20 protein-coding genes are annotated in these 26759 nt (G+C 76.4%); 6 read left to right on the forward strand and 14 right to left on the reverse strand.

Going from position 1 to position 26759, the window contains the following annotated elements:
* From ACI79X_RS19265 to ACI79X_RS19275, 3 genes are all read right to left on the reverse strand, one after another.
* A partial coding sequence (locus ACI79X_RS19265; protein ID WP_457027030.1) for a hypothetical protein occupies nucleotides 1–490 on the reverse strand: 490 nt, incomplete at its 3' end.
* Between the two features lie 115 nt (nucleotides 491–605).
* Complete coding sequence (locus tag ACI79X_RS19270; RefSeq protein ID WP_457027031.1) at nucleotides 606–1577, reverse strand: ferritin-like domain-containing protein; 972 nt, start codon at nucleotides 1575–1577, stop codon at nucleotides 606–608.
* Nucleotides 1578–1678: 101 nt separating this feature from the next.
* Nucleotides 1679–2410 (reverse strand): TetR/AcrR family transcriptional regulator, encoded by a 732-nt coding sequence (locus ACI79X_RS19275; RefSeq protein ID WP_457027032.1) that lies wholly within the window; start codon nucleotides 2408–2410, stop codon nucleotides 1679–1681.
* Between the two features lie 102 nt (nucleotides 2411–2512).
* Between ACI79X_RS19275 and ACI79X_RS19280 the strand changes: the two genes are divergently transcribed.
* Nucleotides 2513–4699, forward strand: a complete 2187-nt coding sequence (locus tag ACI79X_RS19280; protein WP_457027033.1) for an MMPL family transporter — start codon at nucleotides 2513–2515, stop codon at nucleotides 4697–4699.
* 67 nt (nucleotides 4700–4766) lie between these two features.
* On the opposite strand, the gene ACI79X_RS19285 is transcribed toward ACI79X_RS19280, so the two are convergent.
* The 7 genes from ACI79X_RS19285 to ACI79X_RS19315 all read right to left on the reverse strand — a co-directional run bounded on the left by ACI79X_RS19285 (nucleotide 4767) and on the right by ACI79X_RS19315 (nucleotide 12003).
* Complete coding sequence (locus tag ACI79X_RS19285) at nucleotides 4767–4910, reverse strand: hypothetical protein (RefSeq protein WP_457027034.1); 144 nt, start codon at nucleotides 4908–4910, stop codon at nucleotides 4767–4769.
* Nucleotides 4911–5377: 467 nt separating this feature from the next.
* The gene (locus ACI79X_RS19290; protein WP_457027035.1) at nucleotides 5378–5833 is read right to left on the reverse strand and encodes an NUDIX domain-containing protein; all 456 of its coding nucleotides are present in this window, start codon (nucleotides 5831–5833) and stop codon (nucleotides 5378–5380) included.
* Between the two features lie 249 nt (nucleotides 5834–6082).
* Nucleotides 6083–6622: a hypothetical protein gene (locus tag ACI79X_RS19295; protein ID WP_457027036.1), complete on the reverse strand. Its 540-nt coding sequence runs from the start codon at nucleotides 6620–6622 to the stop codon at nucleotides 6083–6085.
* Between the two features lie 114 nt (nucleotides 6623–6736).
* Nucleotides 6737–7378, reverse strand: a complete 642-nt coding sequence (locus ACI79X_RS19300; protein ID WP_457027037.1) for an isochorismatase family protein — start codon at nucleotides 7376–7378, stop codon at nucleotides 6737–6739.
* A complete protein-coding gene (locus ACI79X_RS19305; RefSeq protein WP_457027038.1) occupies nucleotides 7375–9252 on the reverse strand; it encodes a hydantoinase B/oxoprolinase family protein in 1878 nt (625 codons plus the stop codon). The genes ACI79X_RS19300 and ACI79X_RS19305 overlap by 4 nt, the downstream gene beginning before the upstream one ends.
* A 1-nt stretch (nucleotide 9253) precedes the next feature.
* Nucleotides 9254–11314 (reverse strand): hydantoinase/oxoprolinase family protein, encoded by a 2061-nt coding sequence (locus ACI79X_RS19310; protein ID WP_457027039.1) that lies wholly within the window; start codon nucleotides 11312–11314, stop codon nucleotides 9254–9256.
* Nucleotides 11311–12003, reverse strand: a complete 693-nt coding sequence (locus ACI79X_RS19315) for a GntR family transcriptional regulator (RefSeq protein ID WP_457027040.1) — start codon at nucleotides 12001–12003, stop codon at nucleotides 11311–11313. The genes ACI79X_RS19310 and ACI79X_RS19315 overlap by 4 nt, the downstream gene beginning before the upstream one ends.
* 189 nt (nucleotides 12004–12192) lie before the next feature.
* On the opposite strand from ACI79X_RS19315, the gene ACI79X_RS19320 reads away from it, so the two are divergent.
* The 3 genes from ACI79X_RS19320 (at nucleotide 12193) to ilvA (ending at nucleotide 20756) form a co-directional block, all read left to right on the forward strand.
* The gene (locus ACI79X_RS19320; RefSeq protein WP_457027041.1) at nucleotides 12193–13080 is read left to right on the forward strand and encodes an isocitrate lyase/PEP mutase family protein; all 888 of its coding nucleotides are present in this window, start codon (nucleotides 12193–12195) and stop codon (nucleotides 13078–13080) included.
* A 122-nt stretch (nucleotides 13081–13202) separates the two neighbouring features.
* Nucleotides 13203–19259, forward strand: coding sequence for a DUF4011 domain-containing protein (locus ACI79X_RS19325; RefSeq protein ID WP_457027042.1), 6057 nt, complete (start codon nucleotides 13203–13205; stop codon nucleotides 19257–19259).
* 213 nt (nucleotides 19260–19472) lie between these two features.
* Entirely contained in the window at nucleotides 19473–20756 is a 1284-nt protein-coding gene (gene ilvA, locus ACI79X_RS19330; protein WP_457027043.1) for a threonine ammonia-lyase IlvA, read from the forward strand.
* A 3-nt stretch (nucleotides 20757–20759) separates the two neighbouring features.
* On the opposite strand, the gene ACI79X_RS19335 is transcribed toward ilvA, so the two are convergent.
* On the reverse strand, nucleotides 20760–23027 hold the full coding sequence (locus ACI79X_RS19335; protein ID WP_457027044.1) for a SpoIIE family protein phosphatase: 2268 nt from the start codon (nucleotides 23025–23027) through the stop codon (nucleotides 20760–20762).
* Between the two features lie 11 nt (nucleotides 23028–23038).
* On the reverse strand, nucleotides 23039–23389 hold the full coding sequence (locus ACI79X_RS19340) for an STAS domain-containing protein (RefSeq protein WP_457027045.1): 351 nt from the start codon (nucleotides 23387–23389) through the stop codon (nucleotides 23039–23041).
* Nucleotides 23390–23458: 69 nt separating this feature from the next.
* On the opposite strand from ACI79X_RS19340, the gene ACI79X_RS19345 reads away from it, so the two are divergent.
* Nucleotides 23459–23899 (forward strand): ATP-binding protein, encoded by a 441-nt coding sequence (locus ACI79X_RS19345; protein ID WP_457027046.1) that lies wholly within the window; start codon nucleotides 23459–23461, stop codon nucleotides 23897–23899.
* A 94-nt stretch (nucleotides 23900–23993) separates the two neighbouring features.
* On the forward strand, nucleotides 23994–24995 hold the full coding sequence (locus ACI79X_RS19350) for a zinc-binding alcohol dehydrogenase family protein (RefSeq protein WP_457027047.1): 1002 nt from the start codon (nucleotides 23994–23996) through the stop codon (nucleotides 24993–24995).
* A gap of 64 nt (nucleotides 24996–25059) precedes the next feature.
* Here ACI79X_RS19350 and ACI79X_RS19355 read toward each other — a convergent pair whose 3' ends face one another.
* A complete protein-coding gene (locus ACI79X_RS19355; protein WP_457027048.1) occupies nucleotides 25060–25656 on the reverse strand; it encodes an HD domain-containing protein in 597 nt (198 codons plus the stop codon).
* An 89-nt stretch (nucleotides 25657–25745) separates the two neighbouring features.
* The gene (locus tag ACI79X_RS19360; protein ID WP_457027049.1) at nucleotides 25746–26711 is read right to left on the reverse strand and encodes a TIGR03557 family F420-dependent LLM class oxidoreductase; all 966 of its coding nucleotides are present in this window, start codon (nucleotides 26709–26711) and stop codon (nucleotides 25746–25748) included.
* Nucleotides 26712–26759: the final 48 nt, after the last annotated feature.

Below are 26759 nucleotides of genomic sequence, written 5' to 3' on the forward strand. Positions count from 1 at the left end.
CCGGGCGGGGCCCGGCCGGGGGCCCCCCGGCGCGGGGGGGTGTGGGGGGGTGGGGTGGTGTCGTGGGTGGGGGGGGGGGGGCGCCCGGGAGCGGGCGGCCCGCGGCCGCGGCCGCGGCGTCGAGGACGGCGGACCGCTCCTGGCGCTCGATCACCCGGTGGTAGCTCGCCCAGGCCTCGGCCGGCGTGACGTCGAGGGCGGCGGCGATCTGCTCCCAGCTCGCCCCGCCGCGCAGGGCCGCGCGGAACCCGGTCAGCTGGCTGTCGTGGGCCTTGCGGGCGATGACCTCGCCGAGGGCCAGCAGCTCGAGGGACTCGGGCACGTCGAGCTGCGTCTCGTCCTGGAGCAGCGAGCCCCAGTCGTCGTCGTCGCGGTCGGCGACGGTGTTCAGGGTGGTGGCCCCGGAGTCCCGCCGGCTCAGGAAGTCCAGGCGGGTGGCGGCCGTCTGGAGCGAGAACTCCTGCTCCAGGGCCTCGGGAGTGATCTGCATGCCCTCCACCTTCCCCGAGGCACCGGACGGCGGCGAGCCGTTGCGAGCCGGATCTCACCGGCGCGCGGAGGGCCCGCACCCGGGGTGGGTGCGGGCCCTCCGGAGCGTGGCGGCGTCAGTTGTCGACGCCGACGGCCTCCTTGGCGACCTCGGCGAGGGCGACCTGGGCGGCGCTGATGACGCTCGAGCGGTTCTTGTGGGTCTCCTCGTAGCGGATCAGCACGCGGATGGCGTGCGGGTCGCGCAGCGCCTTGGCGGCCTTGGCGGCGTCCGACGTCGACAGCGAGTCGAAGCCCTTCACCGGCAGCTCGTCGGCGGTGACGTCGCCGAGCTCCTCGCGGGCGGCCTTGGCGGCGTCGGCGGCGTCGCGGTTGCCCTCGCGGCGGGCGATCCGCTCGGCGCGGCGCAGCGTGGCGGCCCGGCCGACGCTCAGGGTCTCCCGGACGGCGTCGGTGAGGGTGGAGGCCTTGCCGGCCACCTGGCCGAGCTTCTCCTCGGCGGCCTCGCGGCGCTGCTGGGCGGTGTCGAGGGCCTCGTTCACCCGGTTGGCGACGAAGCGGTACGGCGCGTTGGCGGCACGCGCGGCGACGCCGGCGACCTGCTGGAACGGGGTGGCCTGCAGCGCGGCGGGACCGCCCAGCGCCTCCTCGGCGAGCACGACGGTCAGCCACTCGATGGTGGCCTCGTGGGCCGTGATCAGGCCCTCGGCGAGGCGCTCGACCTTCGCCAGCCCGGCCGCCTGGCCGAGCACCTTGAGGTAGGTGGCGCGGTCGTGCAGCTGGTGCTCGAGCGAGAGGTCCTGCAGCAGGGCCTCCTCGAGCGGCTCGGCCTGCTCGAAGGTGGCCTTGAGGACGGCGGAGAGCCGGCCGACGACGGGGGTGACGACGTCCGGGACGCCCCCGAGCTCGCGGAGCTCGGCGGTGATCAGCCGGGTGCGCTCGGCGGCGTTGTCGGCGTTCTGGGTCAGCTCGCGGCGCACGGCGTCGGTGCGGGCCTGCGAGACGCGGGTGCGGGCGACCTGCTCCTCGGTCTGGGTGAGCAGGACCAGCGCGCGGAGCTGGTTGACGATCTTGGCGTGGTCGGTCACGACGGAGGACTCCAACGGTCGGGTACGGCCTGACGCCCTCTGACATGCCCCGCCCACGGCTGTGCTAACTACAGCAAGCAGATTGCTAGCGGTGAGGTCGGTCACTCCCCCGGGTGAACGAGGTCGGCCTCGATGCCCAGCCGCACGGCGACGTCGTGCATCTCGGCCTCGAACAGCGAGGCGGCGTCGTCGAGGGCGAAGCGCAGGTGCCCGAAGACCTCCATGCAGACCAGGCCGTACAGGCGCACCCAGGAGGACAGGAACACCGCCATCACGCCCAGCGGGAGCTCGACGGGCAGCTTCGCGCACCAGGCGCCCAGCTGCTCCCGGTAGCGCGGGTCGAGGTCACCGTCGGCCGGGACGGGGAAGGGCTGCTGCAGGTAGACGGCGGCCATGAGCGTGGCGAAGACACCGCCGAAGCGCCGGCCGGCGGCGGCCGCGGGGCCGTCGTCGTCCTTCTCGGGGACGACGCCGTCGGCCGCGTTGCCGAACAGCAGGCCGAACTCGGCGGGGTGGTCGATCGCCCAGCGGCGGAAGGTCCGCGCGGCGGCCATCAGCTGCACCCCGGGCCGCGGCGGGACGACGGCGTCGCGCGCCTCCTCCAGCCGGTCGCACAGCTCGTCGTAGAGGTCGGCGACCACGCGCTCGACGAGCTCCTCGCGGCTGGCGAAGTAGCGGTAGAGCGCGGGCGGGGTCAGGCCGACCTCGCGGGCGATCGCCCGCAGCGCCAGCCCCTCGACGCCGTGCTCGACCAGGACGCGACGGGCCGCGCCGCGGATGTCGCGCAGCGTGTCGGCGCGCGCCCGCTCCCGCCTGCTCCCCGGCCCGGTCATCGCCGTCCACCTCCCGCCGTTGACAGCAGTGAACGGTGTATGCAGAGTTATCACCGTTCGCTAACAGCGTTCACCAATCTATCAGGACGAGGAGGGGGAGCCGTGTTCGAGGCCCTCGGGCGAGTGGTGTACCGACGGCGCCGGCTGGTGCTCGCGCTCAGTGCGCTGGCCGTCGTCGTCGCGGCCGTGTGGGGCACCGGCGTGTTCGGCCGGCTCACCGGCGGCGGCTTCGACGACCCGGGCAGCGAGAGCTCCCGCGCCGCAGCGCTCGCCGAGAGCGAGCTGGGCCGCGACGCCGCCGACGTCGTCGTCCTGTACCGCAGCGACGACCTGACCGTGGACGACCCCGCCTACGCCGCGGCGGTCACCTCCTCGCTGGCCGCGCTGCCCGCCGGCCTGGTGGAGCGGACGACGACGTGGTTCGACGGCGGCGCCCCTCCCCTGGTCAGCGACGACCGCCGGTCCACCTACGCCGTGCTGACGCTCGCCGGCGACGCCGACGCGCGCGCCGAGGCCGTGGAGGCGATCGAGGACGACCTCGCGGCGCCCGGGCTGGACGTGTCGGTCGGCGGGGCCGCCACCGTCGAGCGGGACATCAACGACCGGGTCAGCGCGGACATCGCCCGCGCCGAGATGATCTCGCTGCCGGTGCTCGCGGTGCTGCTCGTCGTCGTGTTCGGCAGCCTGGCCGCGGCGAGCCTGCCACTGGCGATCGGCGTCACCGCGATCCTCGGCGCGTTCACCGCACTGCGGGTGGTCAGCCTGTTCACCGAGGTCTCGGTGTTCGCCGTCAACATCGTGACGATCCTGGGGCTCGGCCTCGCCATCGACTACGGCCTCTTCGTGGTGAGCCGGTTCCGCGAGGAGGTGCGCCGGCAGGCGAGCGTCGAGGAGGCCCTCGCCCGCACGATGGCCACCGCCGGGCGGACGGTGGCGGTCTCCGGCGTCACGGTCGCGCTGTCGCTGGCCGGCCTCGTCGTCTTCCCGCAGGTGTTCCTCCGATCGATGGGCTTCGGCGGCGTGAGCGCGGTGCTCGTGGCGATGCTCGCCGCGCTCACGCTGCTGCCGGCGCTGCTGGCGGTGCTCGGGCCGCGGGTGGACGCGCTGGCGCTGCCGTGGCACCGGCGCGCGGTGGCCGCCGGGCCGGGCCGCGGCTGGTGGGAGCGGGTGGCCCGCGGGGTCATGCGCCGCCCGGTGCTGGTGACCGTCGCCGTCGTCGGGCTGCTCGTGGTGCTGGCGCTGCCGTTCCTGCGGGTGCAGTTCGGCGCGATCGACGTCCGCGTACTGCCGGCCGGCACCGAGAGCCGGGTGGTGGCCGAGACGATCGAGGAGGACTTCCCCACCTCGCCCTCGGGCCCGGTGACCGCCGTCGTCACCCTCGCCGACCCGGTCGACTCCCCCGCCGGGGCCGCCGCGCTCGGGTCCTACGTGGCCGACGTCGCCGCGCTGCCGCAGGTAGAGGGCGCCACGGTGACCGGCGCCGAGGGCACGACGGCGCGGGTGTCGGTGGCCTACGCCGGCGACCCGGTCGACGCCGACGCCCGCGCACTGGTGGGCGACGTCCGCGGCGTGCCGGCGCCGCCGGGCGGCGAGGTGCTCGTCGGCGGGGAGAGCGCGGTGATGACCGACCTGCTCGACAGCCTCGGCTCGCTGCTGCCGTGGATGGCGCTGCTCGTCGTCGGCGCGACGTTCGTGCTGCTGTTCCTGGCCTTCGGCTCGGTGGTGCTGCCGGTCAAGGCGGTGCTGATGAACGTGCTGTCGCTGGGCGCCTCGTTCGGCGCGCTGGTGTGGGTGTTCCAGGACGGCAACCTCTCCGGCCCCCTGGGCTTCACGCCGACCGGGTTCATCGAGGCGACGCAGCCGATCCTGGTGCTCGCGATCGTGTTCGGGCTGTCGATGGACTACGAGGTGTTCCTCATGTCGCGCATCCGCGAGCAGTACGACCTCACCGGCGACAACACCGCCGCGGTGGCCACCGGGCTGCAGCGCACCGGCGGGATCATCACCAGCGCGGCGCTGCTACTGCTCGTGGTGATCGGCGCCTTCTCCACCTCGGGGATCACCTTCATCAAGATGATCGGGGTGGCGATGGCGATCGCCATCGTGGTGGACGCGACCGTCGTCCGGACGCTGCTGGTGCCGGCGACGATGCGGCTGCTCGGCCGCGCCAACTGGTGGGCGCCGGGGCCGCTGCGCCGCCTCTACGCGCGGTACGGCATCACGGAGTCCGACGGCGAGGAGTCCCCGACGCCTGCGCCGCGGCCGCTGGAGCCGGCCGGCATGGCCTGACCTGCTCCGCTGACCTGCTCCGCTCGCACCGGCTCCGCGGGGACCTCCCCGCGGAGCCGGTGCCGCGTCAGCGGGCGGGCGCGGCCGGGGGCACCGGCGGACGGCGGCGGGTCTCCAGCCGGAGCACCGGCTGGGTCAGCTGCGCCAGCGTGGCGCAGCGCTGGCAGACCGGGCCGGGGTGCGTCTCGGCGGCGCAGGTCTCACAGGGCACGCGGGGTCTCCTCGTTCACGGGTCCGTCGGGACCGGGGAGTCAGGACCCTGCCACCCCGTACCGGCGTCCCCGCTCCGCGTGTGACGGGTGGGACGACTCGTCAGCGATCCGTCACCTGGGCGTCCCCGCCCGTCGGCCCGGTGCCCCAGCGCGGGCGCCGGCGGACGACGGCGGTGGCGACCGGACGGGACGCGGGGGCGCAGGCGCAGGCCTGGCCGGTGCAGCGGTGCGCGGTGCTCACGGGACCTCCCGGTGACGGTGGCCGCCGAGGGTGACAGCTCCCGCGCCCCGGCGACAGCGCCGCGGCCGCGCTGGGACGAACCGTCACCCGACCGACCCACGCCGTTCCCCCGGCCGGTACCGGGGACGCCGGCCGGCCACCCGCGTGCCGCTCGTCGACCTGCGGCTGCCTCACGCTCGCCGAGGCAGCCGCAGGTCGACGACGGGCGTCCTCGGGCGGGCGTGATCAGGCGAGCAGCGCCGCCAGGCGGTCGAGGTAGGGCACCTGGCCCTTCACCAGCTTGGTGCGCGCCTCGTCGAGGCCGAACCACGCGGCCCGGTCGACCTCCGGGAAGGACTGCACGCGCCCCGACCGCGGCGGCCACTCCAGCGGGAAGGTGCCGCTGACGATCGCGTCGGCGTCGAGGTCGCCCTCCCCCGCCCACACGGTGAGCAGCTTCGAGCCGGCGCGCAGCTCGCCGAGCGGGGTCAGCGTGGCCGCCGGCACGGGGCTGCCGAGCTCCTCCTCGAACTCGCGCCGGGCCGCGGCGAGCGGCTCCTCGTCGTCGCCGTGCTCGCCCTTGGGGATCGACCAGGCGCCGTCGTCCTTCCGCGCCCAGAACGGGCCGCCCATGTGGCCGAGCAGCACCTGGGGAGCGGGAGCGAGCCGGTACAGCAGGATCCCCGCGCTCCGCCTCGGCACCCGCCCACCCTCGCACGGGGCAGCGCCCGGGCTCAGTCGAGCGGGCGGCGGCCGCCCGTCGGCACCGGCGCCGCCCGGCGCCCGCAGCCGTGGCAGAACCGTCCGGGCAGCCGCCTCGTCCCACAGTGCTCGCACGCCATGTCCGGCCTCCTCCGTCAGCGGGTGGAGACCGCAGGCTGCCCGGCGGCGGGCCCGCACGGTGCGCCGACACCGGGGGTGGGACGACTCGTCACGCGACCGTCACACCGGTCAGCGGCAGGCGTCACCCGGTCCGCGCCCCTGCCCGTTGCCCTGCCCGTTGCCCTGCCCGTCGCCCTGGCCCGGCCCGCCGTCGCGGCCGGGGCCCTTGTCGCACGGTGCGGGGACGACGGGCGCGATGGGCGGCGGCGGGGTCGCCGGCACGGCGAGGTCCGGCGTCGCGGTGGGCACCGGATCCTCCGCGACCGGGGAGGGCGCCGGGGGCGGCACGGGCTCCGGTGAGAACGACGGCGAGGAGGACGGGGAGGGCGTCGCCGTCCGCCCGGCCGGCGGCGCGCTCGCCGGCGTGGGCACCGACAGCGGCGGCGCCTCGGGCGCCCCGCCCCCGCGCACCGCGGGCGCGACCAGCACGGCCAGCCCGGCGACGAGCAGCAGCAGGACCGCCGCGCCGACGCCGACCCACCGCCGGCGCCCCGCAGGCGCCGCCCGGTGCCGCGAGCGGGTCGGCAGCACGTCGGTGTCGTGCTCGCCGGCCGGGTCGACGGCGGGACCGACGGCCGGGTCGACGGGGTCGGGGCGGGCGGTGTCCATCCGGCCGAAGCTACGGAGCGGGCGGGCCGGATCCGTTCCGCGACCCGCGGGCGGCCCACCCGCCCGTCACACCCGCCCCACGGGGCGGGGAGGCGGCTCCTCCCGGGAGGGGGGTCACCCGGGAGGAGCCGCGGTCTCCGGGCGCCGCAGGCGGTCGAGCGCCTCGGCGAGGCCGGTGGCGTCGGCGTACTTGGCGTCGAGGTCGGCCAGGTTGTTCTCGTGCAGCGCCGCGCTCCGGTCGGCGCACGCCTCGCGGACCACCTGCGGGCGGAAGCCGGAGTTGAGCGCGTCCATCGCGGTCGCCCGCACGCACCCCGACGTCGACACCCCTGCCAGCACCAGCGTGTCCACGCCGAGGCCGTGCAGGGTGGAGGCGAGCGGGGTGCCGAAGAACCCCGACGCGTACTGCTTGACCACCACCGGCTCCCCGGGCGCCGGCGTCAGCGCGAGCCGGCCCCAGTCGCCGTCCGCGTCCTCGGCGAACGCGGCCAGCGCGGGCACCTTGCGGACGAACAGCCCGCCGTCGGCGAGACCGGCCGAGTACCGGACCGCCGTCCACAGCACCGGGTGCCCGCCGGCGCGCGCGGCCTCCACCAGCGCCCGCGCCGCCTCCACCGCGGGCGCCGGGTCCGGCAGCGCGAACGGCCCGCCCGGCTCGGTGTAGGCGCGGCAGAGGTCGATGACCAGCACCGCCGGGCGGGGCCCCCAGCCCACCCGGCCGGAGAACGCCGAGCCGTGCGGCCCGGCACCGGTCACGTCGCCGACCACACCGGCCGCCGCGGCGCGGGCAGCCCGGTCTCCTCCTCGCACCGGGCCAGCAGCTCCTCCACCGGCGGGCCCATGTCGAACACCGGCAGGTCGGCGGGGCGGTCGGCGCGCAGCTGGTCGCGCAGCGTCTCGGTGGCCTCGGCGTCGACCTCGCCGCTGTCGCAGACGACGACGCCGTAGCGCCGGGCGCCGTCCTGCGTGACCAGCCCGCGGCGCACCTCCTGCGCCACCAGCTCGGGGTCGCGCTCGAGCGGGTCGCCCCACCCGCCGCCGCCCCAGGTGACGAAGTGCAGGACGTCGCCGGGCGCCACCGGCACCCCGTGGCACTTGCTGGGCAGCACCTCGCGGGTGCCGTCCGCCCGGTCGATCCACTTGCGCCCCCGGGCGCCGGGCTCGCCCCCGTTGACGCCCCACGGGTAGGTGAGCCAGCGGTCGTCGTGGATGGCGATCTCACCGGGCTCGGCGAACACGTAGGCGACGTCGACGCCGTTGCCCCCGCGGTGCAGCCCGGCCCCGCCGGTGTCGGCGACGGTCTCCCACTTCTCGATGCGCAGCGGGTAGTAGGACTCGAGGTACTCGCAGGGGATGTTGACGAAGCTCGGCCACAGCGAGTGGCCGTCGGGGCCGTCGCCGAGCGGCCGGCCGGGGATGCCGCCGAAGCCGATCGAGTAGAGCTGGAACCACTCCCCCTTCCGCTCGCCGCCGGAGTAGTGGCCCGAGTACATGAAGTGCGGCGAGGAGGAGAAGCCGGCGGCGTTGAGCAGCGCGGGGTTGGTCTGCCCCAGCAGGCCACCGAAGAGGTCGAACACCCGCCCGATGCCGTGGTTGCGGCCGTTGAGCGCGGCCGGGTGCGCGGGCTTCCAGTACGACCCGTCCGGGATCGTGACGTCGACCAGCGGGTAGAAGCCGTCGTTCCACAGGATCTGCGGGTCGGCCACCGTGATCATGTAGATCCCGAAGAACATCCGGGTCAGGTTCTCGTTGATGTAGTAGTTGATCGGCCCGGCCGCCTGCGGCGAAGAGCCGGTGAAGTCCAGGTGCACCTTCTCGCCGGTGCGGGTCAGCGACAGCTTCAGCTCGTAGGGCCCGTTGCCCAGGCCGTCGTCGCAGATGTAATCGGTGAACGACAGGGTGCGGCCCTCCTCGAACACCATCTGCAGCAGCACCTTCATGGCGTCGTGGTTGCGCTGCAGCAGCGCGTCGAGCGCCGACAGGTAGGTCGCCGTGCCGAACCGGGTGCACATCTCGACCACCCGCCGGCCCGCGGTGCGGCAGGCGGCGACCAGGCCGTTGAGGTCGGCGCGGTTCCAGTCGGGCATGCGGACCTGGTTGAGGATGATCCGCAGCGCGTCCTCGTTGAGCTGCCCGCGGCGGTAGAGCTTGAAGGGCGGGATGACCACGCCCTCCTCGTAGATGGTGCGGGCGTCGGTGGGCATCGACGACGGCGTCTTGCCGCCGACGTCGGACATGTGCCCGAACATCGACGCCCAGCCCACCACCCGGCCCTCGTGGAAGACCGGCATGACCACCAGCCAGTCGTTGGCGTGGCTGATCGCCGCGCCGCACGCGTACGGGTCGCTGGTGAGGAGGACGTCGCCCTCCTCGACGGTGTCGTCGAAGCCCTCGAGGAAGTCGGGGATGGACAGGCCGAACTGGCCGACGACCATCTTCCCGCTCGGGTCGCCGATCAGCGGGAACTCGTCGTGCTGCTCGCGGATGCCCGGCGACAGCGCGGTGCGGAACAGCACCTCGTCCATCTCGTAGCGGGCGTTGCGCAGCCCGTTCTCGATGAGGTCGAGGGTGACCGGGTCGACGTCGACCCGGTCCACGGTGCCGGTGGCGGTCTCGACGATCCGTGCCATGTCAGCCCTCCGCGGGGGTGATCAGCAGCGAGCCCGACGCGTGGACGGTGGCCACGTGCCCGGGCAGGACGAGGGTGGTGCTGTCCATCTCGGTGACGATCGCGAGCCCGGGGACGACGTCGCCGGCGCGCAGCCGCGCCCGGTCGTAGACCGACGCCGGCACCCGCTCGCCGCCGACGTACACCGGGGACTCGCTCACCAGCGCCCCCTCCGGGTCGCCGTCGCCGGGCTCGAGCCGCACGGGCGCGACGTCGGGCCGCGGGCCGGTGACGGTGGCCCGGGCGTTGACGAGCTCGTGGTCGACGGTGAGCAGGAAGGAGAAGAGGCGGTCGTGCTCGGCGTCGAAGGCCCGCCCCAGCTCGGCCAGCGGGCTGCCCCCCTCCAGCCACGCCGGGTCCACCTCGACGGGGATCTCGAAGCCCTGGCCGTGGTAGCGGACGTCGACCTGGTAGCCGACCGTCTGCTGCTCCCGGGGCAGGCCCTGGGCGGCCAGCCGCTGCCCGGCGTCGTCGGCGAGCTCGCGCAGCACCTGCACCAGCTCGTCGTCGCCGAGCTGGCCGAAGCGCCGCAGCACCGTGCGGGCGGACTCGTCGCGGCGGCTGGTGGTGGCGTCGCCGAGGGCGCACAGCACCCCGGGCGACGGCGGCACGATCACCGGCCAGGCGCCGGTGAGCACGCCGAGCGCGTTGGCGTGCAGCGGGCCGGCCCCGCCGAAGGCGACCAGCGCGAAGTCGCGCGGGTCGAAGCCCTGCTGCACCGAGACCAGCCGCAGCCCGCCGAGCATGTTCTCGTTGACGATGTCGACGATCCCGGCGGCCGCGGCCTCCGGGGAGGCCAGGCCCATCGCCTCGGCGACCTTGCCCACCGCGTCGCGGGCGGCCTGCACGTCGAGGGTGATCTCCCCGCCGGCGAGGGCCGAGGGCAGGTAGCCCAGGACGACGTTGGCGTCGGTGACCGTCGGCTCCACGCCGCCTCTGCCGTACGCCGCGGGGCCGGGGTCGGCGCCCGCCGACTGCGGGCCGACGCGCAGCGCGCGGGTCAGCTCGGGCACGTGCGCGATCGAGCCGCCACCGGCCCCGACGGTGCGGACGTCGACGCTGGAGGCCCGCACGGTGAGGTCGCCGACCTTCGTCTCGCGGCCGATCCGCGGGGCGAGGTCGCGCACCAGCGCCACGTCGGTGGAGGTGCCGCCCATGTCGAAGGTGATGAGGTCGCGGTGACCGCACTGCTCGGCCACCCACACCGCGCCGGTCACCCCGCCGGCCGGGCCCGACAGCAGCATGGTCACCGGCGCCTCGACCGCGGCGTCGGCCGACTGCAGGCCGCCGTCGCTGCGCAGGATCGACAGCTCGCCGGCGACGCCGCCCTCGCGCAGCCCCTCGGACAGGTGCCGCACGTACTTCTCCACCTGCGGCTGGACGTAGCCGTTGGCGACGGTGGTGAGCGTGCGCTCGTACTCGCGCAGCTCCGGCAGCACGTCCGACGACAGCGACACCGGCACGCCGGGCAGCACCTCGGCGGCGATCGCGCGGATGCGCCGCTCGTGGGAGGCGTCGGCGAAGGAGTTGACCAGGCTGACGGCGAGGGCCTGCACGCCGCGGCCGGCGAGGCGCTCGAGCTGCGCGCGGACGTCGGCCTCGTCGAGCGGGCGCACCTCCGACCCGTCGCTGGCGACCCGGCCCTCCACCTCGACGGTGTCCTCGAGGTCGGCCAGCGGCTCGGGCTTGGGCCAGATGATCCAGCCGGCCAGCCCGCCGGGGACGAAGGAACGGGCGATCTGCAGGACCTGCCGGAAGCCCCGCGTGGTGACCAGCCCGACGCGGGCACCCTTGCCCTCGAGGATCGCGTTGGTGGCCACCGTGGTGCCGTGCAGCACCTGCGCCACCTCGCGCATCGAGATGCCGGCGTCGGCGCACACCTTCCCGATGCCGGTGAGCACGCCGACCGCCTGGTCGGCCGGGGTCGAGGCGGTCTTGGCGCGCCAGGTGGCGCCGCTGTCCTCGTCGACGAGCAGGACGTCGGTGAAGGTCCCCCCGACGTCGACTCCGAGCCGGTAGCTCATGCGGTCTCCTCCGTGCGGGTCGCGGGATGGGTGGCCTGCAGCCGGGCGGCCCGGACCATCACGGCCCGGGCGTTGGCGATGTGGGAGGTCATGACGGCGCGGGCCCACTCCGGGTCACCGGCGCGCAGGGCGGCGACGATCTCGGCGTGGTGCGCCAGGCTGCGGCGCAGCGACTCCTCGTCGTAGGTGAGGAAGTTGCGCCGCACGATCGGCGGGTGGATGGCGGCGGCCAGCGCGGCCGCCAGGGTGGGGTGCGCGGCGAGGGCGACCAGCCGGTCGTGGAACGCGCGGTTGAGCGGGACGAGCGCGTCGAGGTCCTGGTCCGGGCCGGGGGTGCCGACGGCGAGCATCCGGCGGGCGAGGTCGTCGAGCGCGTCGACGTCGGCCGGGCGGGCGTTCGGGACGGCGTGGGCGGTGAGCTGCGGCTCGAGGACCGAGCGCAGGTCGAACACGCCCTCGAGCTCCGCGACGGTCCAGGTGGCCACCCGCGCCCCGCGGTTGGGGACGAGCTCCACCAGCCCCTCCGACGCCAGCCGCGACAGCGCCTCGCGCACCGGCGTGCGGCTCACCCCGAGCCGGTCGGCCAGCTCCACCTCGCCGAGCCGCGCGCCGGGGGCCAGCTCGCCGCCCATGATCAGGTCGCGCAGGGTCGCCAGGGCGCGCTCGGCCGACGTCAGAGGGCGTGTCAACGGTCACACCTCCTCGGGGATTGCATGCAAGGTAGGGGTGGCCGCGGGCGCGCACAAGAGTCCCGGCGGACTTCCTCGGGTCGTTGCTCCGCACGTCGGAGCCGGTGCACACTCCACGGGACGCACGCACGCCGCGACGGTCGCTGTATGCAATCCGCGGGAACCGGGACGACATCCGAGGAGGCCACCGTGGCCGATCTGCTGAGCGCCCCGCGGCCCCCGCGGGCCCGGCTGCGCGAGCTGCTCGCTGGCCCCGGGCCGCTGATGGCGCCGGGCGCCTACGACGCCCTGACCGCGCGGCTGGTCGAGCAGGCCGGCTTCGACGCGGTCTACATGACCGGCTTCGGCACGACGGCGGGGCTGCTCGGCCGGCCCGACGTCGGGCTGCTGTCGGGCGCGGAGATGGTCGACAACGCGCGCCGCATCGCCGCCGCCGTCGACGTCCCGGTCATCGCCGACGCCGACACCGGCTACGGCAACGCGATCAACGTCGTCCGCACGGTGCAGCTCTACGAGCAGGCCGGCGTCGCGGGCATCCAGCTCGAGGACCAGGTGATGCCCAAGAAGTGCGGGCACATGAGCGGCAAGGCGCTGATCGGCACCGGGGAGATGGTGGGCAAGATCCGCGCCGCCGCGGCCGCCCGCCGCGACCCCGACCTGGTCCTCATCGCGCGCACCGACGCCGTCGCCGTCACCGGGGTCGACGACGCGCTCGCCCGCGCCCGCGCCTACGCGGAGGCCGGCGCCGACCTGCTGTTCGTCGAGGCGCCCACCACCGAGGCCGACGTCGAGCGCGTGGCCGGCGAGCTCGCCGGGGTGGCGCCGCTGGTCTTCAACTGGGCCGAGGGCGGGCGCACGCCGCCCCTGTCGCTGGAGCGCATGGCCGAGCTCGGCTTCGCGCTGGTCATCTACCCGATCGGCACGCTGCTGGCGGCCACCGCCGGCGTCCGGTCGCTGCTCGCGTCGCTCCGGCAGCAGGGCGTCCCGCCGCTGGACGGGCTGCCCACCTTCGGCGAGTTCACCGACCTGGTCGGACTGCCCGAGGTGCAGGACCTCGAGCAGCGCTTCGCGGGCTGAGTCCGTCCACATCGGCACCCGGGGGCGACCGGCGGGCAACGTCTCTCCCCGTCCGTCACACCCGTCCCAGACGCTCGCGGGGATGTCCGGACCGGTCCGTCCGGACCGGTAGACAGGACACCGTGAGCACCACGGACACCCGGCCGCATCCGCACGACGGTGCACCCCGGGCGGCCGTGGCGGTCGCGGCGACGAGCACCCCGGTGCTGTCCTACGCGCTCGCGGTCAACCGCGTCCCGGTCGTCTCCCGGCTCGCGGTCACCACGCGCGGCGCCGCGGTCGAGGGCGCGGTCGTGCGCCTGGGCGTGCGCGACGCCGAGGGCCCGATCGGCAGCGCCGTCGAGGTCCCGGTCGACCTCGACGCCGGTGTCACCACGGTGCTCAGCGACGTCGGCCTGGTCATGGACGCCGCCGCGATGCTGCACATCGAGGAGCAGCGGCCCGGCGTCATCGAGATCGACGTCGTCGCCGGCGGCACCGACGTCGGCGGCACCTCCGTCCCGGTGCACGTGCTCGCCGCCAGCCAGTGGCTGGCCTCCCCCGTGCCGCTGGCGCTGGAGATGCTCGCCGCGCACGTGCAGCCCAACCACCCCGCGGTGCCGGCGCTGCTCGACGAGGCCGCGGCGCTGCTGCACGAGCGCACCGACGACCCGTCGGTGCAGGGCTACGCGGCCGGGCCGGAGCGGGTCGACGAGATCGTCGCCGCGGTCGCCGCCGCGATGCGCGCCCGCGGCATCCGGCACAGCGAGGCCCCGGCCGACTGGGCGCACATCGCCCAGCGGGTGCGCACCCCCGGCGACGTGCTGGACGGCCGGGTGGGCACCTCGCTGGACACCACGGTCACCCTCGCCGCCGCGCTGGAGGCGGCCGGCGTCCGCACGCTGCTGTGGATCGCCGACGGGCACGCCTTCCTCGGCTACTGGCGCGAGGAGCGCAGCGCCGAGAGCACCGCCACCACCGACGTCGCCCCGGTCGCCGAGCTGGTGGCCCTCGGCCTGGTCCGGCTGGTGGAGACGACGCTGCTCACCAGCCGCGCCGCCGAGGACCCCGACGCCGACCGGCTGCACCGCGCCGCCGCCGACGCCTGGCTCACCGGCGCGGCCGACCGGCTGCTCGGCGTCACCGACGTCCACCGCGCCCGCCGCGACGGGATCCTGCCGCTGCCCGCCCGGCTGCGCGGCCCCGACGGCGCGCTGCAGGTGGTCGAGTACCGCGCCGACGAGCACGACCCCACCGTCCGCCCGGCCGGCCGGCACGCCGCCCCGGTGCCCGGCAGCCGTCCCGGCGTGCCGCCGCGGGTGCAGCAGTGGAAGAACAGCCTGCTCGACCTCAGCCTGCGCAACCGGCTGGTCAACTACACCGAGGGCGCCGGGCTGCCGCTGGTCGTCCCCGGCCTCTACCTCGCCACCCTCGCCGAGCTGCTCGCCGGCGACGGCGCGGTCACCCTCGTGCCCAGCGACCGGCTGCGCCCGGCCGACAACGTGCGGGGCCTGCGCTCGGCCCGCGAGCTGCCGGTCGGCGTGCTCGGCGAGGTGCTGCACGAGCGCCGCGAGGTCTACGCCGACGTCAGCGACGGCGCGTACCTGCCGCGGCTGCGCGGGCTCGCGCACCGGGCGCGGACGGTGCGCGAGGAGACCGGCGCCAACAACCTCTACGTGGCGATCGGCTCCCTGTCCTGGGAGCTCGACGGCCGGCCGCTGCGCTCGCCGCTGGTGCTGCTGCCGGTGGTGCTCTCCCCCGCCGGCCGCACCGGCGCCTACCGGCTCACCGCCGACGACGCCGCCGGCGCCAGCCCGAACTGGTGCCTGCTGGAGAAGCTGCGCCGCGAGCACGGCCTGGAGATCCCCGGCCTCGCCGAGGCCGACGGCGAGCTCGACCTCGACAGCGCCCTGGCCACCGTGCGCCAGGCGCTGCTCGACGCCGGGCTCCCCTTCCGCGTGGAGGCGACCGCCGACCTCGCCGTCCTGCAGTTCGCCCGCTACCGGCTGTGGCGCGACCTCGACGAGTCGTGGGCCGAGCTCGCGCAGAGCCCGCTGGTCGGCCACCTGGTGCACGCCCCCGCGGAACCCTTCGCCGACCCGGTGCCGGCCGCCGCCGCCGACGTCGACCTCGACGAGCTCGCCGCCCGCTGCCCGGTGCCGGCCGACGCCTCGCAGCTGCGGGCGGTCGCCGAGGGCGTCGCCGGGCGCACGTTCGTGCTCGAGGGCCCGCCCGGCACCGGCAAGTCGCAGACCATCACCAACCTGCTCGCCCGCGCCGTCGCCGACGGCCGGAGGGTGCTGTTCGTCGCCGAGAAGCGGGCCGCGCTCGACGTCGTCGCCCGCCGCCTGGACGCCGTCGGCCTCGGCCCGCTGGTGCTCGACCTGCACGACGAGCGGGCCCGCGCCACCGCCGTGCGCGCCCGGCTCCGCGACGCGCTCGAGGCCGTCGTCATCGCCGACGAGCAGGCCCTGGCCGCCGACGGCGAGGACCTGCGCGCCGCCCGCCGCACCCTCGCCCGCTACGCCGACCGGCTGCACGCGGTCAACGCCGCCGGCATGTCCTACTACTCGGCGCGCACCGCCCGGCTCGCCGTCGGCGGGGACTCACCGGAGCTGCCGGTGCCGCAGTCGTTCGCCGCGGCCGCGCCGGAGGACACGCTCACCGCGGTGCGCCGGGCGCTGGCGCTGCTGCCCGACGTCGCCGACCTGGTGCGGCCCTCGCCGCGGCACCCGTGGGCGTTCGTGGACACCGCGCGGGTGGACCTCGCCGCCGCGCACCGCGCCGCGATCGCCGTCGACGACGCGATGCGCGCCCTCCCCGCCGAGGAGCACCTGGCCCGGGCGCTGCGCGAGGTGCGCACCCCCGGCGACCTCGACGACCTCGCCCACCTGCTGTCCGGCCCCGCCGTCGGCCTCGACGTGCTCGACGAGGTGCCCACCGAGCGGTGGGCCGCCGCGACGACGGCGGTGCTCGCCGAGGTGGCCGCCTTCGCCGGCACCGTGCACCCCGGCCTGGAGCTGGCTACCCCGGAGGCGCTCGCGCTGCCGCTGGGCGAGCTGTTCGTCGCCGCGCAGACCGCGCAGGCCGGCCGGATGTGGGCCCGCCAGGAGGGGCTGCGGGCGGTGCGCGCCCAGCTCGCGCCGGTGCTGCGCCCGGGTGTCGCCGTGCGGCTGCGCGACGTGCCCGAGCTGACCGCGGCGCTGTGGCGGCTGCAGAGCGCCGCCGCCGGCATCGCCGCCCGCGCCGCCGTCATCCCCGGCCTGTCCGTGCCGGCCGGCTGGAACCCGCTGCTGGAGCCCGACCTGCTCGAGGGCCAGGTGGCCTGGCTGCGCCGCGCGGGCGCCGTCGCCGACAGCGCGCGGGAGTTCGCCGTCGCGCTGCGCCGCTACGTCGTCTCCGGCCCCGGCCCGTCGGTCGCGGCGGCCGCGGCCGTCGCCCGGCTGCGCGACGGGCTGGAGGAGCTGCTGCGCGTCTGCCGCAGCACCCCGCGCCGGCTGGCCGACTGGTGCGGCGACGACGGCGTGCTGCTGCGCTGGGCGATGACCCGCCCCGAGCGCGGCGTCGAGCACTCCGGGCTGATGTCGCTGCGCCGGTGGGCGGAGTTCCTCGACACCCTCGAGCCGCTGCGCGCCGCCGGCCTGCTCGACGCCCGCGCCGCGCTGGTCAGCGGCCGGCTGCCCGCCGAGGACGCGCCGCGCGCCTTCGAGCACGGCCTGGCCGCCGCCTCCACCGCCGAGCGCCGCGCCGCCACCGGCCTGGACTCCTTCGACGAGGCCGCGCACGGCCGGGCGATCGACCGGTTCACCGCGGCCTCCCGCGCGGTGCGCCGGCACCTCACCGCCGCGCTGCCGGCCGCCGTGCTGGCCGGCCGCCGGCTGGACGTGCCCGGCCCCGACGGTGCCGACCGGCTCGGCGAGCTGCAGCGCGAGCTCACCCGCCGCCGCGGCCTGGGCGTGCGCGCGCTGCTGGAGCGCCACGGCGACCTGGTCACCGCGCTGCTGCCGTGCGTGCTGGTCAGCCCCGACTCGGTGGCCCGCTTCTTCCCCGCCCGCGCCGGCCAGTTCGACCTGGTCGTGTTCGACGAGGCCTCGCAGATCCGGGTGGCCGACGCCGTCGGCGCGCTCGGCCGCGCCCGGTCCGCGGTGGTCGTGGGCGACAGCCGGCAGATGCCGCCGACCTCGTTCGGCGAGCCCGCGGCCGGTGGCGGCGACGACCTGCCCGACCTGCTCGGCGTCGCCGTGGAGGACGAGGAGTCGATCCTGTCGGAGTGCGTGCAGGCCGGCGTGCCGCGGCACTGGTTGTCCTGGCACTACCGCAGCCGCGACGAGTCGCTGATCGCCTTCAGCAACGCGCACTACTACGACAACCGGCTGTCGTCGTTCCCCGCCCCGGCGCACGGGCCGGCGAGCACCGACGTCGACGGCCACGGCATCTCGCTGGTCCGGGTGCAGGGCACGTTCCACCGCTCCGGCGCCGGGCGGCTGCTGCGCACCAACCCGATGGAGGCCAAGGCCGTCGTCGCGGAGGTCCGCCGCCGCTTCGACGCCTCCCCCGGCTCGACGCCGTCGATCGGCGTGGTCACCTTCAACGCCCAGCAGCGCTCCTACATCGAGTCGCTGCTGCGCGACGCCGGCGACGAGCGGCTCACCGAGGCGCTGGACCGCACCGACGGCGAGGGCCTGTTCGTCAAGAACCTGGAGAACGTGCAGGGCGACGAGCGCGACGTCGTGCTGTTCTCCACCGGGTTCAGCCCCGACGACCGGGGCGTGCTGCCGCTGAACTTCGGCCCGCTCAACCGCGTGGGCGGCGAGCGCCGGCTCAACGTGGCGGTCACCCGCGCGCGCCGGCAGGTGGTCGTCTTCTCCTCCTTCGACCCGTCGGCGCTGCGGGCGGAGCAGACGTCGTCGCTGGGCATCAAGCACCTGCGCGCCTACCTCGACCTCGCGGCGCTGGGCACCGAGGCGCTGCCGCGTGAGGCGCGCCGGCCCGGGACGCCCGACCGGCACCGCGAGGAGATCGCCGACGCGCTGCGGGCGCGCGGGCTGGTCGTGCGCACCGACGTCGGGCTGTCGGACTTCCGCGTCGACCTGTCGCTGGCCCGCGCCGCGGCGCCGGACTCCCCCGTCGTGGCCGTGCTGCTCGACGGGCCGGCGTGGGCGCGGCGGCGCACGGTCGGCGACCGCGACGGCCTGCCCGTCGACGTGCTGTCCGGTCTGCTCGGCTGGCCCGCCGTCGAGCGGGTCTGGCTGCCGTCGTGGCTGCGCGACCGCGACGCGGTGCTCGACCGCCTCGTCGCCGCGGTGGGCGCCGCGCCGGTGCCCGCGCCCGTGCCGGCCTCGCCTGCTCCCGCGCCGGTGCTGACCGTGGTCGAGGCCCTGCCCTCCGCGGAGCCGGAGCCTGCCGCGGCCGAGCCCGTCGCGGCCGAGCCCGTCGCGGCCGGGCCGGAGCGCGTTCCCGAGCCGGAGCCGGGCCCGCGCGGGCTGCCGTCGCTGCGCTCGGGAGTGTCGGCCGCCGTCGCCGCCCTGCCGCTCCCCCGCCCCGACGCCGACCCGGTGGCCGGCGAGCCCGAGGCCGCCGCCCCGCCGGTGGCGCTGAGCGTCGTCCCGCCCGTCGCCGAGGAGCGGCCCGAGGAGCCGGAGGAGGCCGGGCCGGCGGAGCAGCGCTTCCGCGCCTGGGCCCCGAAGCCCGCCGGCGACCGCAAGGTCCTCGACGCCCTCGCCGACCCGCGCAACGCCCGCCTGGTCACCCGGGTGCTCGCCGCCGGGCTCAGGGCCGAGGGCCCGGTGCACCGCGACCGGCTCGTGCGCATCGCCGCCGGCGCGTTCGGCCTGTCCCGCCTGACCGACGCCCGCCGCGACGCGCTGCTCGCCCTGCTGCCCCCGCACACGACGGACGGCGAGGTCGTCTGGCCGGCGTCGCTGGACCCCGCGGGCTGGACCGTCTACCGCCGGCAGGCCACCAGCACCACCCGCCCGCTGGAGCAGGTGCCGCCGCAGGAGGTCCGGAACGCGATGGTGGCGCTGTGCCGCGCCGCCGGCGGGCTGTCCCGCGAGGACCTGTTCCTGCGCACCGCGGAGGTCTTCGGCTACCGCCGCCGCACGCCGTCGCTGACCCCGCTGCTGGCCGCGGTGCTCGACCGCGCCGCCGCCGAGGGCCGGCTCGCCGTCACGGACGACGGCCGGGTCACCGCCTGGTGAAGGACCCTCCTGCCCCCCGCCACTCGCACGCTCGTGACGGGCCCCTGCAGGAGGGCTGCCGGGCACTCGTGCTCTGCCCACTCCGGCGGGGCAGAGCACGAAAGCAGCCGGGGGACCTACGTCCCCGGCCGGGTCGTGCTCTGCCCACACCCGCGGGGCAGAGCACGACTCCGCTCGCGAGCACACCCGCCCCGCCGAGGAGGATGGACCCCCGTGACCACCGCCGTCGTCCCCGAGCTCGACCGCTTTCCCGCCGACGTGCGCGACGCCGTCGGCCGGCTCGCCGGGGTCGCCGAGCGCACGCCGCTGCAGCGCAACGAGCGCCTGTCCGCGCTCACCGGCGCCGACGTCCGGCTCAAGCGCGAGGACCTGCAGGTCGGCCGCTCCTACAAGGTGCGCGGCGCCTACAACACGATCAGCCGCCTGGACGACGCCGCCCGCGCCGCCGGGGTGGTGTGCGCCAGCGCCGGCAACCACGGCCAGGGCGTCGCGCACGCCTGCCGGGCGCTCGGCGTCCGGGGCGCGGTGTTCGTCCCCGGCACCACCCCGCGGCAGAAGCGCGCCCGCATCCGCGCGCTCGGCGGCGACATGGTGGAGCTGGTCGTCGCCGGCGACACCTACGACGACGCCGCCGCGGCCGCGAAGGCCCACGCCGCGGCCACCGGCGCCGCGCTCGTCCCGGCCTTCGACGCCTGGCCGGTGGTGGTGGGCCAGGCGACGGTCGCCGTCGAGGTGCTCGAGCAGCTCGGCCGCGCGCCCGACGTCGTCGTCCTGCCGCTCGGTGGCGGCGGGCTGCTCGCCGGCTGCGGCACCTGGCTGCGGCAGGCGAGCCCCGGCACCCGGCTGGTCGGGGTCGAGCCCGCCGGTGCGGCCGGGATGGCCGCGGCGCTGGCGGCCGGGTATCCGGTGGAGCTGCCGGCCATCGACACGTTCGTCGACGGCGCCGCGGTCCGCCGGGCCGGCGACGTCACCTTCCCGCTGGTCCGCGACTCCGGCGCCGAGCTGGTGGCCGTGCCCGAGGGCCAGGTCTGCACCGAGATGCTCGAGCTGTACCAGGTCGAGGGGATCATCGCCGAGCCCGCGGGCGCCCTGGCCACCGCCGCGCTGACCGGCGGCGCGGTGCGGGTCGAGCCCGGGCAGACCGTCGTCTGCCTGCTCTCCGGCGGCAACAACGACGTCAGCCGGTACGCCGAGGTGGTCGAGCGGTCCCTCGTCCACCAGGGCCTCAAGCACTACTTCCTCGTCGAGTTCCCGCAGGAGCCCGGCGCGCTGCGGCGCTTCCTCGACGACGTCCTCGGCCCCGACGACGACATCGTGCTGTTCGAGTACGTCAAGCGGGACAACCGCGAGACCGGCGCCGCGCTCACCGGCATCGAGCTCGGCAGCGCCGACAGCCTGCCCGGCCTGCTCGCGCGCACCGCGGCGAGCCCGCTGCGGATCCAGCACCTGGACCCGGACTCGCCCGCCTACCGCTACCTCGTCCGCGGCGGCGCCTGAGCCTCAGACGAGGGCCAGCCCCACGACGGTGACGTCGTCGGCGCCGGGCGGGTCGAGGGTGGCGACCACCGCGTCGACCACCTGCTGCGGGTCGCCGGCGACGGCGGCCACCGCCTCGCGCACCGCCTCCATGCCTTCGGGCAGCGGCCGGCCGCGCCGCTCGACCAGGCCGTCGCTGTAGAGCAGCAGCCGGTCGCCGGCGTCGAGGCGCAGCGCCGTCTGCCCGTAGTCGGCGTCGTCGAGCAGGCCGAGCGCCGGGCCGCGGCCGTCGGTGACCAGCCGCGCGGCGCCGTGCCCGGCGTGCACGGCCGGCAGGTGCCCGGCGTTGGCCAGCGTGAGCGCGCCGGTGCCCGGGTCGAGCTGGGCGACGACGGCGGTGGCCATCTCCCCCGGCAGCAGGGTGCCGACCAGCCGGTTGAGCTCGGTCAGCGCGGCGGCCGGGCCCTCGTCCCGCAGCAGCGAGGCGCGCAGCGCGTGCCGCAGCTGGGCGGTCACCGAGGCGGCCGACAGCCCGTGCCCGGCGACGTCGCCGAGGACGACGGCGAGCCGCCCGCTGGGCAGCAGCACCAGGTCGTACCAGTCGCCGCCGACGACGTCGGCCTCGCTGGGCCGGTACCGCGCGCCGAGCGCGACGCCGGGCACCTTCGGCAGCTCCTCGAGCAGCAGGGTGCGCTGCAGCGCGGCCGACAGCCGGTCGTCCTCCCCGGCGCGGGCGAGCACCGCCTCGCCGAGGTGGGTGGCCAGCGCGCGGGCGGCGGCCACCTCGGGCGCCAGCCACGGGCGGGAGGTGCCGCGCACGGTCTCGGTCCAGCGGGCGAACGAGCGGCGCGGGGACAGCCGCGGCCCGCCGGCGCCCTCGGCGAGCTTGGAGGTGTAGGGGTCGCCGCCCCAGGTCACCTCGCGCGGCGTCTCCGGACGGAACCAGGCGAGGTAGTCGCCGCGCGCGCCGCCGACCTCGACGGCGAGCACGCCGCTGGCGTCCGCGGCGAGGTCGGCCGCGGCGGGCACGTCGCGGCCGAGCGCGTCGGTGACCCCGCCGGCGCGCAGCACCGCGGGGACCAGCTCGGCCACCCGCTCGGCCGGCGGCGTGGTGCCGAGCAGGTGCAGCCGGCCGTCCAGGCGCACCGCGGCGCCGGCGGCGGGCAGCAGGTCGAGCACGGTCACCTCGCCGTCGACCAGGGCGGCGACCGGCGTGCGCGGGCTGCGGCCGATCGCGCCGACGAGGTCGGCCTCGCGCCGGGTGACCGCGACCGCGGCGTCGCGCTCGCCGGCCGCCACGGTGGTGTGCAGCAGCAGCGAGGCGGTGCGGCCGAGGAACTCCGCGGCGGTGCGGTCGGCGTAGGAGGGCCGGTGGGCGCCGCTGTAGGAGTGGCAGGCGATGAGCCCCCAGAGCTTCCCGCGGTCGATGAGCGACACCGACATCGACGCGGTGACGCCCATGTTGGCCAGGTACTCCAGGTGCACCGGGGAGACGCTGCGCAGCATCGCGCCGGAGAGGTCCAGCGGCCGGCCGGTGCCCGGCACCAGCGGCGGCTCGAGCGGCACCGGGGTGTAGGTCGCGTCGGGGATCAGGCGCATCCAGTTGGTCGCGTAGAGGGCGCGGGCCTGGGCGGGGATGTCGCTGGCCGGGTAGTGCAGGCCGAGGAACGGCTCGAGGTCGGGGCGCCGGTCCTCGGCGATCACCTCGCCGTTCCACTCGGCGTCGAAGCGGTAGACCATCACCCGGTCGAAGCCGGTGAGCGCGCGCACCTCGCGGGCGAGGACGCCGGTGAGGCCCTCCAGTGACGTCGGCGCCGACAGCCGCTGCAGCACCGTGGGCAGCCGGCGGTGCCAGGCGGCCCCGGCCTGCTCGGCGCCGGCGACCGGCTCCCACTCGGTGACCAGCAGGTCGCCGCTGCGGGACAGGACCAGGTCCAGCTCGGCACCGCCGGGCGTCACCCGCAGCGGGTCGGCCTCCGAGAGGTCCGTGGCCAGCGCCGCCCGCAGCCGGTCGAGCTCGGCGGGAGCCAGCAGGTCGGCGAGGGTGCGCCCGGCGGGGTCGGTGCCGAGCAGCTGCGCGGCGTTGGCCGAGGCGACGACGACCTCGAGGCCCGGCTCGGTGACCGCGAGCAGCGCGCCGTGCGGCTGGACCGCCCCGGGGATCGCGATCGGCTCCTCGGCGCAGCGGGCCAGCGCCTCGTCGTCGACCCGCCGCCGGACGGGGTCGGGAGCCGGGGACGGCGGGGGGTCGGCCGGGGTCCCGGTCACGGTGCTGGTCGGGGTGCTGGTCATCGCGACCGACCCTACGACCCGACCTCCCCGTCGCTGAGTCCCGCGACCTCGACCACCGGCACCAGGCGGGAGAGCTCGAGCAGGTCGATGACCAGGCGGACCGGCGTGTTCTCCCGCGGGCACACCACCTGCAGCGCGACACCGGCCGCGGCGGTCCGCTTCGCGGCGCGGGCCAGCTCGCGGGCGCCGGCGGAGTCCATGAACTCGGTGTCGGTCAGGTCGATGACCAGCGAGCGCGGACGCGCGGACAGTTCGGCCTCGACGCACTCGGCGAGCCGGGGCACCGTCGCGATGTCGAGTTCACCGCGTACCCTCAGCCCGGGCCGGCCGTTGACCGAAGCTCGGTCGACGGCGAACTGCACGATCGGGCTCCTTCGGGACGGGATACGGACCCGAGGAGCGTAACGCGGCGTCGCAGAGGGGGGCCCGGGATGGACATCTCGTTCACCGTGCGGCTGCCCGTCGACGTCGGCAGCGTCCCGTTCGTGCGCGGCCTGTGCCGCCAGGCGCTGGAGCACCTGCGGGTGGACCGGCCGGTGATCGAGGAGACGACGCTGGCGCTCACCGAGGCGTGCGCGAACGTCGTGCAGCACGCCGGTGACCACGCCGAGTACGAGGTGTCGGTCGCCATCGACGACAGCCTGTGCCGGATCACCGTGGTCGACGACGGCTCCGGCTTCGACCAGGAGCAGGCCGCCGGCCGCTCCTCGCTGACCGAGGCCAGCCTCGACGGCGACGGCGGCGCGGGCCTGCGGCTGATGCAGGCGCTGGTCGACTCCCTCGACTTCCGCCGCGACCCCGACGGCCGGCACCGGGTGAGCCTGGAGAAGCGGCTCGCCCGCCCGCCGCTGCGGCTGCTCGACCGGCACTGAACGACCGGCGCTGCTGCCGCACGGCGCCGAACCGGCCCGGACCGTCCTCGAGGGCTCCCCGGGGGACCAGGACCCCGGGCATAACGTCGCGGGCATGTCCCTCCCGTCCCGCATGCCCGCCGTCGCCTACTCCTCCCCCGGCTCCCCCGACGTGCTCACCGACGTCGAGCTCGACGTCCCCGCACCCGGCCCGCACGACCTGCTCGTGGAGGTGCGGGCGGTCTCGGTGAACCCGGTCGACGTCAAGCTGCGCGGCGGCGCCGACCCGGGCGGGCAGCCGCGGGTGCTCGGCTTCGACGCGGCCGGCACGGTGGTCGCGGTGGGCGAGGCGGTGACCGCCTTCGCCGTCGGGGACGCCGTCTACCACGCGGGCTCCATCGCCCGGCCCGGCACCAACAGCCGCTACCACCTGGTCGACGAGCGGATCGCCGGGCACGCGCCGGCGTCGCTGGACTGGGCGGAGGCGGCCGCGCTGCCGCTGACGACGATCACCGCCTGGGAGACGCTGTTCGAGCGCTGGGCGCTGACCCGGGAGAGCACCGGCACGCTGCTGGTGATGGGCGCGGCCGGCGGCGTCGGGTCGATGCTCGTGCAGCTCGCCCGGCAGCTCACCGGGCTCACCGTGGTCGCCGCGGTGTCGCGGCCGGAGGCGGAGGAGTGGGTGCGCGGGCTCGGCGCGCACGAGGTGGTCGACCGCCGCGACCTGGTGGCCGAGGTGGCACGGGTCGCGCCGGGCGGGGTGCGGTACGTGTTCAGCCCGTACTCGGCCGGGATGGTCGAGACCTTCGCGCGGCTGATGACGGTCGGCGGCTCGGTCGTGGCCATCGACGAGCCCGAGGGCCTCGACACCCTGCCGCTCAAGGAGCGCAGCCAGGGCTGGCACTGGGAGTTCATGTTCAGCCGGCCGCTGCACGACCCGGAGAGCACGGCCCAGCGCGAGCTGCTCGACGAGGTGGCCCGGCTGGTCGACGCCGGGGTGCTGCGCACGACGCTGACCGCGCGGCTGTCGCCGGTCGACGCGGCGACCCTGGCCGAGGCGCACCGGCGGGTCGAGTCGTCGTCGACGATCGGGAAGGTCGTCGTCACCGCCTCCTGACGTCCTCCCCGGGGAGGTCGTGGTCTGCCCCGTCCCCGTGGGCAGAGCACGACCCGGCTCCGGGTCACCTGTCCAGCGGGTTGGCGCGGGCACGGTCGGCGAAGCCGGCCGCGGTGAACCGCCCGGCGAGGGAGTCGGGCTTGCGGCGGGCCTGGTCGGTGAAGCAGGCGACGAACTCGTCGATCAGGCCGAGCCGCGGGTACCCGGCGAGGACGGCGGCGCGCAGGTCGGCAGGCCACGACTCGGGGTCGCGCCCGGAGATGTCGAGGCCGGTGGCGAGCTCCAGCAGGTGCCCCTCGGGGTCGGCCGCGACGTCGACCTCCGGCGCCATGTGCGCGACGACGACCTCCGCCACCCGGCGGCGGCGCTGCACCGGCCAGCCCGCGCCCGCGGCGAACACCCACCCGACGGCGCCGCCGGCGTCCTCGAACGGCAGCGTGGCGCTGTCGAAGACCGGGGACAGGCCGAGGTCGTGGACCATCGCCGCGACGAACAGCAGCTCGTCGTCGAACGCGATGCCGCGCCGGCGGGCGTGGTCGGCGGCCCACAGGTAGCTGCGCAGGCAGTGGTTCACCAGCGCCGGCGAGGAGAACTCGGCGACCACCTCCCGCGCGAGGCGGCAGGCGGGGGTGTCGGGCAGCGCGGGCAGGGAGGAGGTCACGGCCGGCGAGTCTGCCGCCGGGCCGCGCCCTCCTCCCGCTGCCGCGCGCGGTGGCAGGACCGCTGCGGGAATCGGCAGGGACGGCGGCGTCAGGAGGCCGTGAGCGCCCGGACCCGCTCGATGAGCCCGCCGGCGCAGGCGTCGATGAACCCGTCGGGATCGGGGCCGACGTTCTGCAGGACGAGGTGGTCGAAGCCGGCGTCGACGTAGGGCTGCGCCTGCTGCACGTGCAGGTCGAGGTCGGGGCCGACGGAGAACTGCCCGCGGATGTCGTCCTCCTTCACCGTCTGACTGGCGGCGTCGAAGTTGACCGGGTTGGGCAGCTCGCTCATGACCTTCCAACCCGTGAGCGCCCAGCGGCTCTTCTCCAGGGCCTCCTGGACCGCGGCGTCCTCGGTCTCGGCCCAGGCCATCGGCACCTCGGCGTAGTGCGGGCCCGAGCCGCCGGCCTCGCGGAAGGCGCCGACGAGGTCCTCGCGCGGCTCGGTGGCGAACAGCCCGTCGCCGAACTCGGCGGCCAGCCGGGAGGCGTGCGGCCCGCCGCTGGCCACGGCGATGACCGGCAGCTGCTCGGGGAGGTCGAAGACGCGGGCGTCCTCGAGCTGCAGGTACTTGCCCTCGAAGGTCCGGTACCCGCCCTGCCACAGCAGCTTGATGATCTGCAGCGCCTCTCGGAGCATCTCGTGCCGCACGTGCACGGCCGGCCAGCCGGTGCCGACGACGTGCTCGTTGAGCCGCTCGCCCGCGCCGATGCCGAGGGTGAACCGGCCGCCGGAGAGGATCTGCACCGTCGCCGCGGCCTGCGCGATGACGGCGGGGTGGTACCGGATGATCGGGCAGGTCACGCCGGTGACCAGGCCGATCCGCTCGGTCTTGGCGGCCATCGCGCCGAGCATCGACCAGGTGAACCCGCTGTGCCCCTGGGTGTCGAGCCACGGGTGGAAGTGGTCGCTCATCTCGACGAAGTCGAAGCCCGCCTCCTCGGCGCGGACCGTCTGGCGGACGATCTCCTCGGGCGGGAAGGCCTCGGTGGCGAGCTTCAGTCCGACCTGCATGACGTGCGTCCTCACTGCTGGGTGTCCGGCGGTCGCAGCGGGGCTGCC

Source organism: Geodermatophilus sp. SYSU D01119, assembly GCF_054049975.1.

What these genes read in the sequence shown, in the direction of transcription:
- ACI79X_RS19275 (WP_457027032.1), bottom strand. Translation starts at nt 2,410, where the DNA reads ATGACCGGGCCGGGGAGCAGGCGGGAGCGGGCGCGCGCCGACACGCTG.
- ACI79X_RS19295 (WP_457027036.1), bottom strand. Translation starts at nt 6,622, where the DNA reads ATGGACACCGCCCGCCCCGACCCCGTCGACCCGGCCGTCGGTCCCGCC.
- ACI79X_RS19305 (WP_457027038.1), bottom strand. Translation starts at nt 9,252, where the DNA reads ATGGCACGGATCGTCGAGACCGCCACCGGCACCGTGGACCGGGTCGAC.
- ACI79X_RS19310 (WP_457027039.1), bottom strand. Translation starts at nt 11,314, where the DNA reads ATGAGCTACCGGCTCGGAGTCGACGTCGGGGGGACCTTCACCGACGTC.
- ACI79X_RS19335 (WP_457027044.1), bottom strand. Translation starts at nt 23,027, where the DNA reads ATGACCAGCACCCCGACCAGCACCGTGACCGGGACCCCGGCCGACCCC.
- ACI79X_RS19345 (WP_457027046.1), top strand. Translation starts at nt 23,459, where the DNA reads ATGGACATCTCGTTCACCGTGCGGCTGCCCGTCGACGTCGGCAGCGTC.
- ACI79X_RS19350 (WP_457027047.1), top strand. Translation starts at nt 23,994, where the DNA reads ATGTCCCTCCCGTCCCGCATGCCCGCCGTCGCCTACTCCTCCCCCGGC.
- ACI79X_RS19360 (WP_457027049.1), bottom strand. Translation starts at nt 26,711, where the DNA reads ATGCAGGTCGGACTGAAGCTCGCCACCGAGGCCTTCCCGCCCGAGGAG.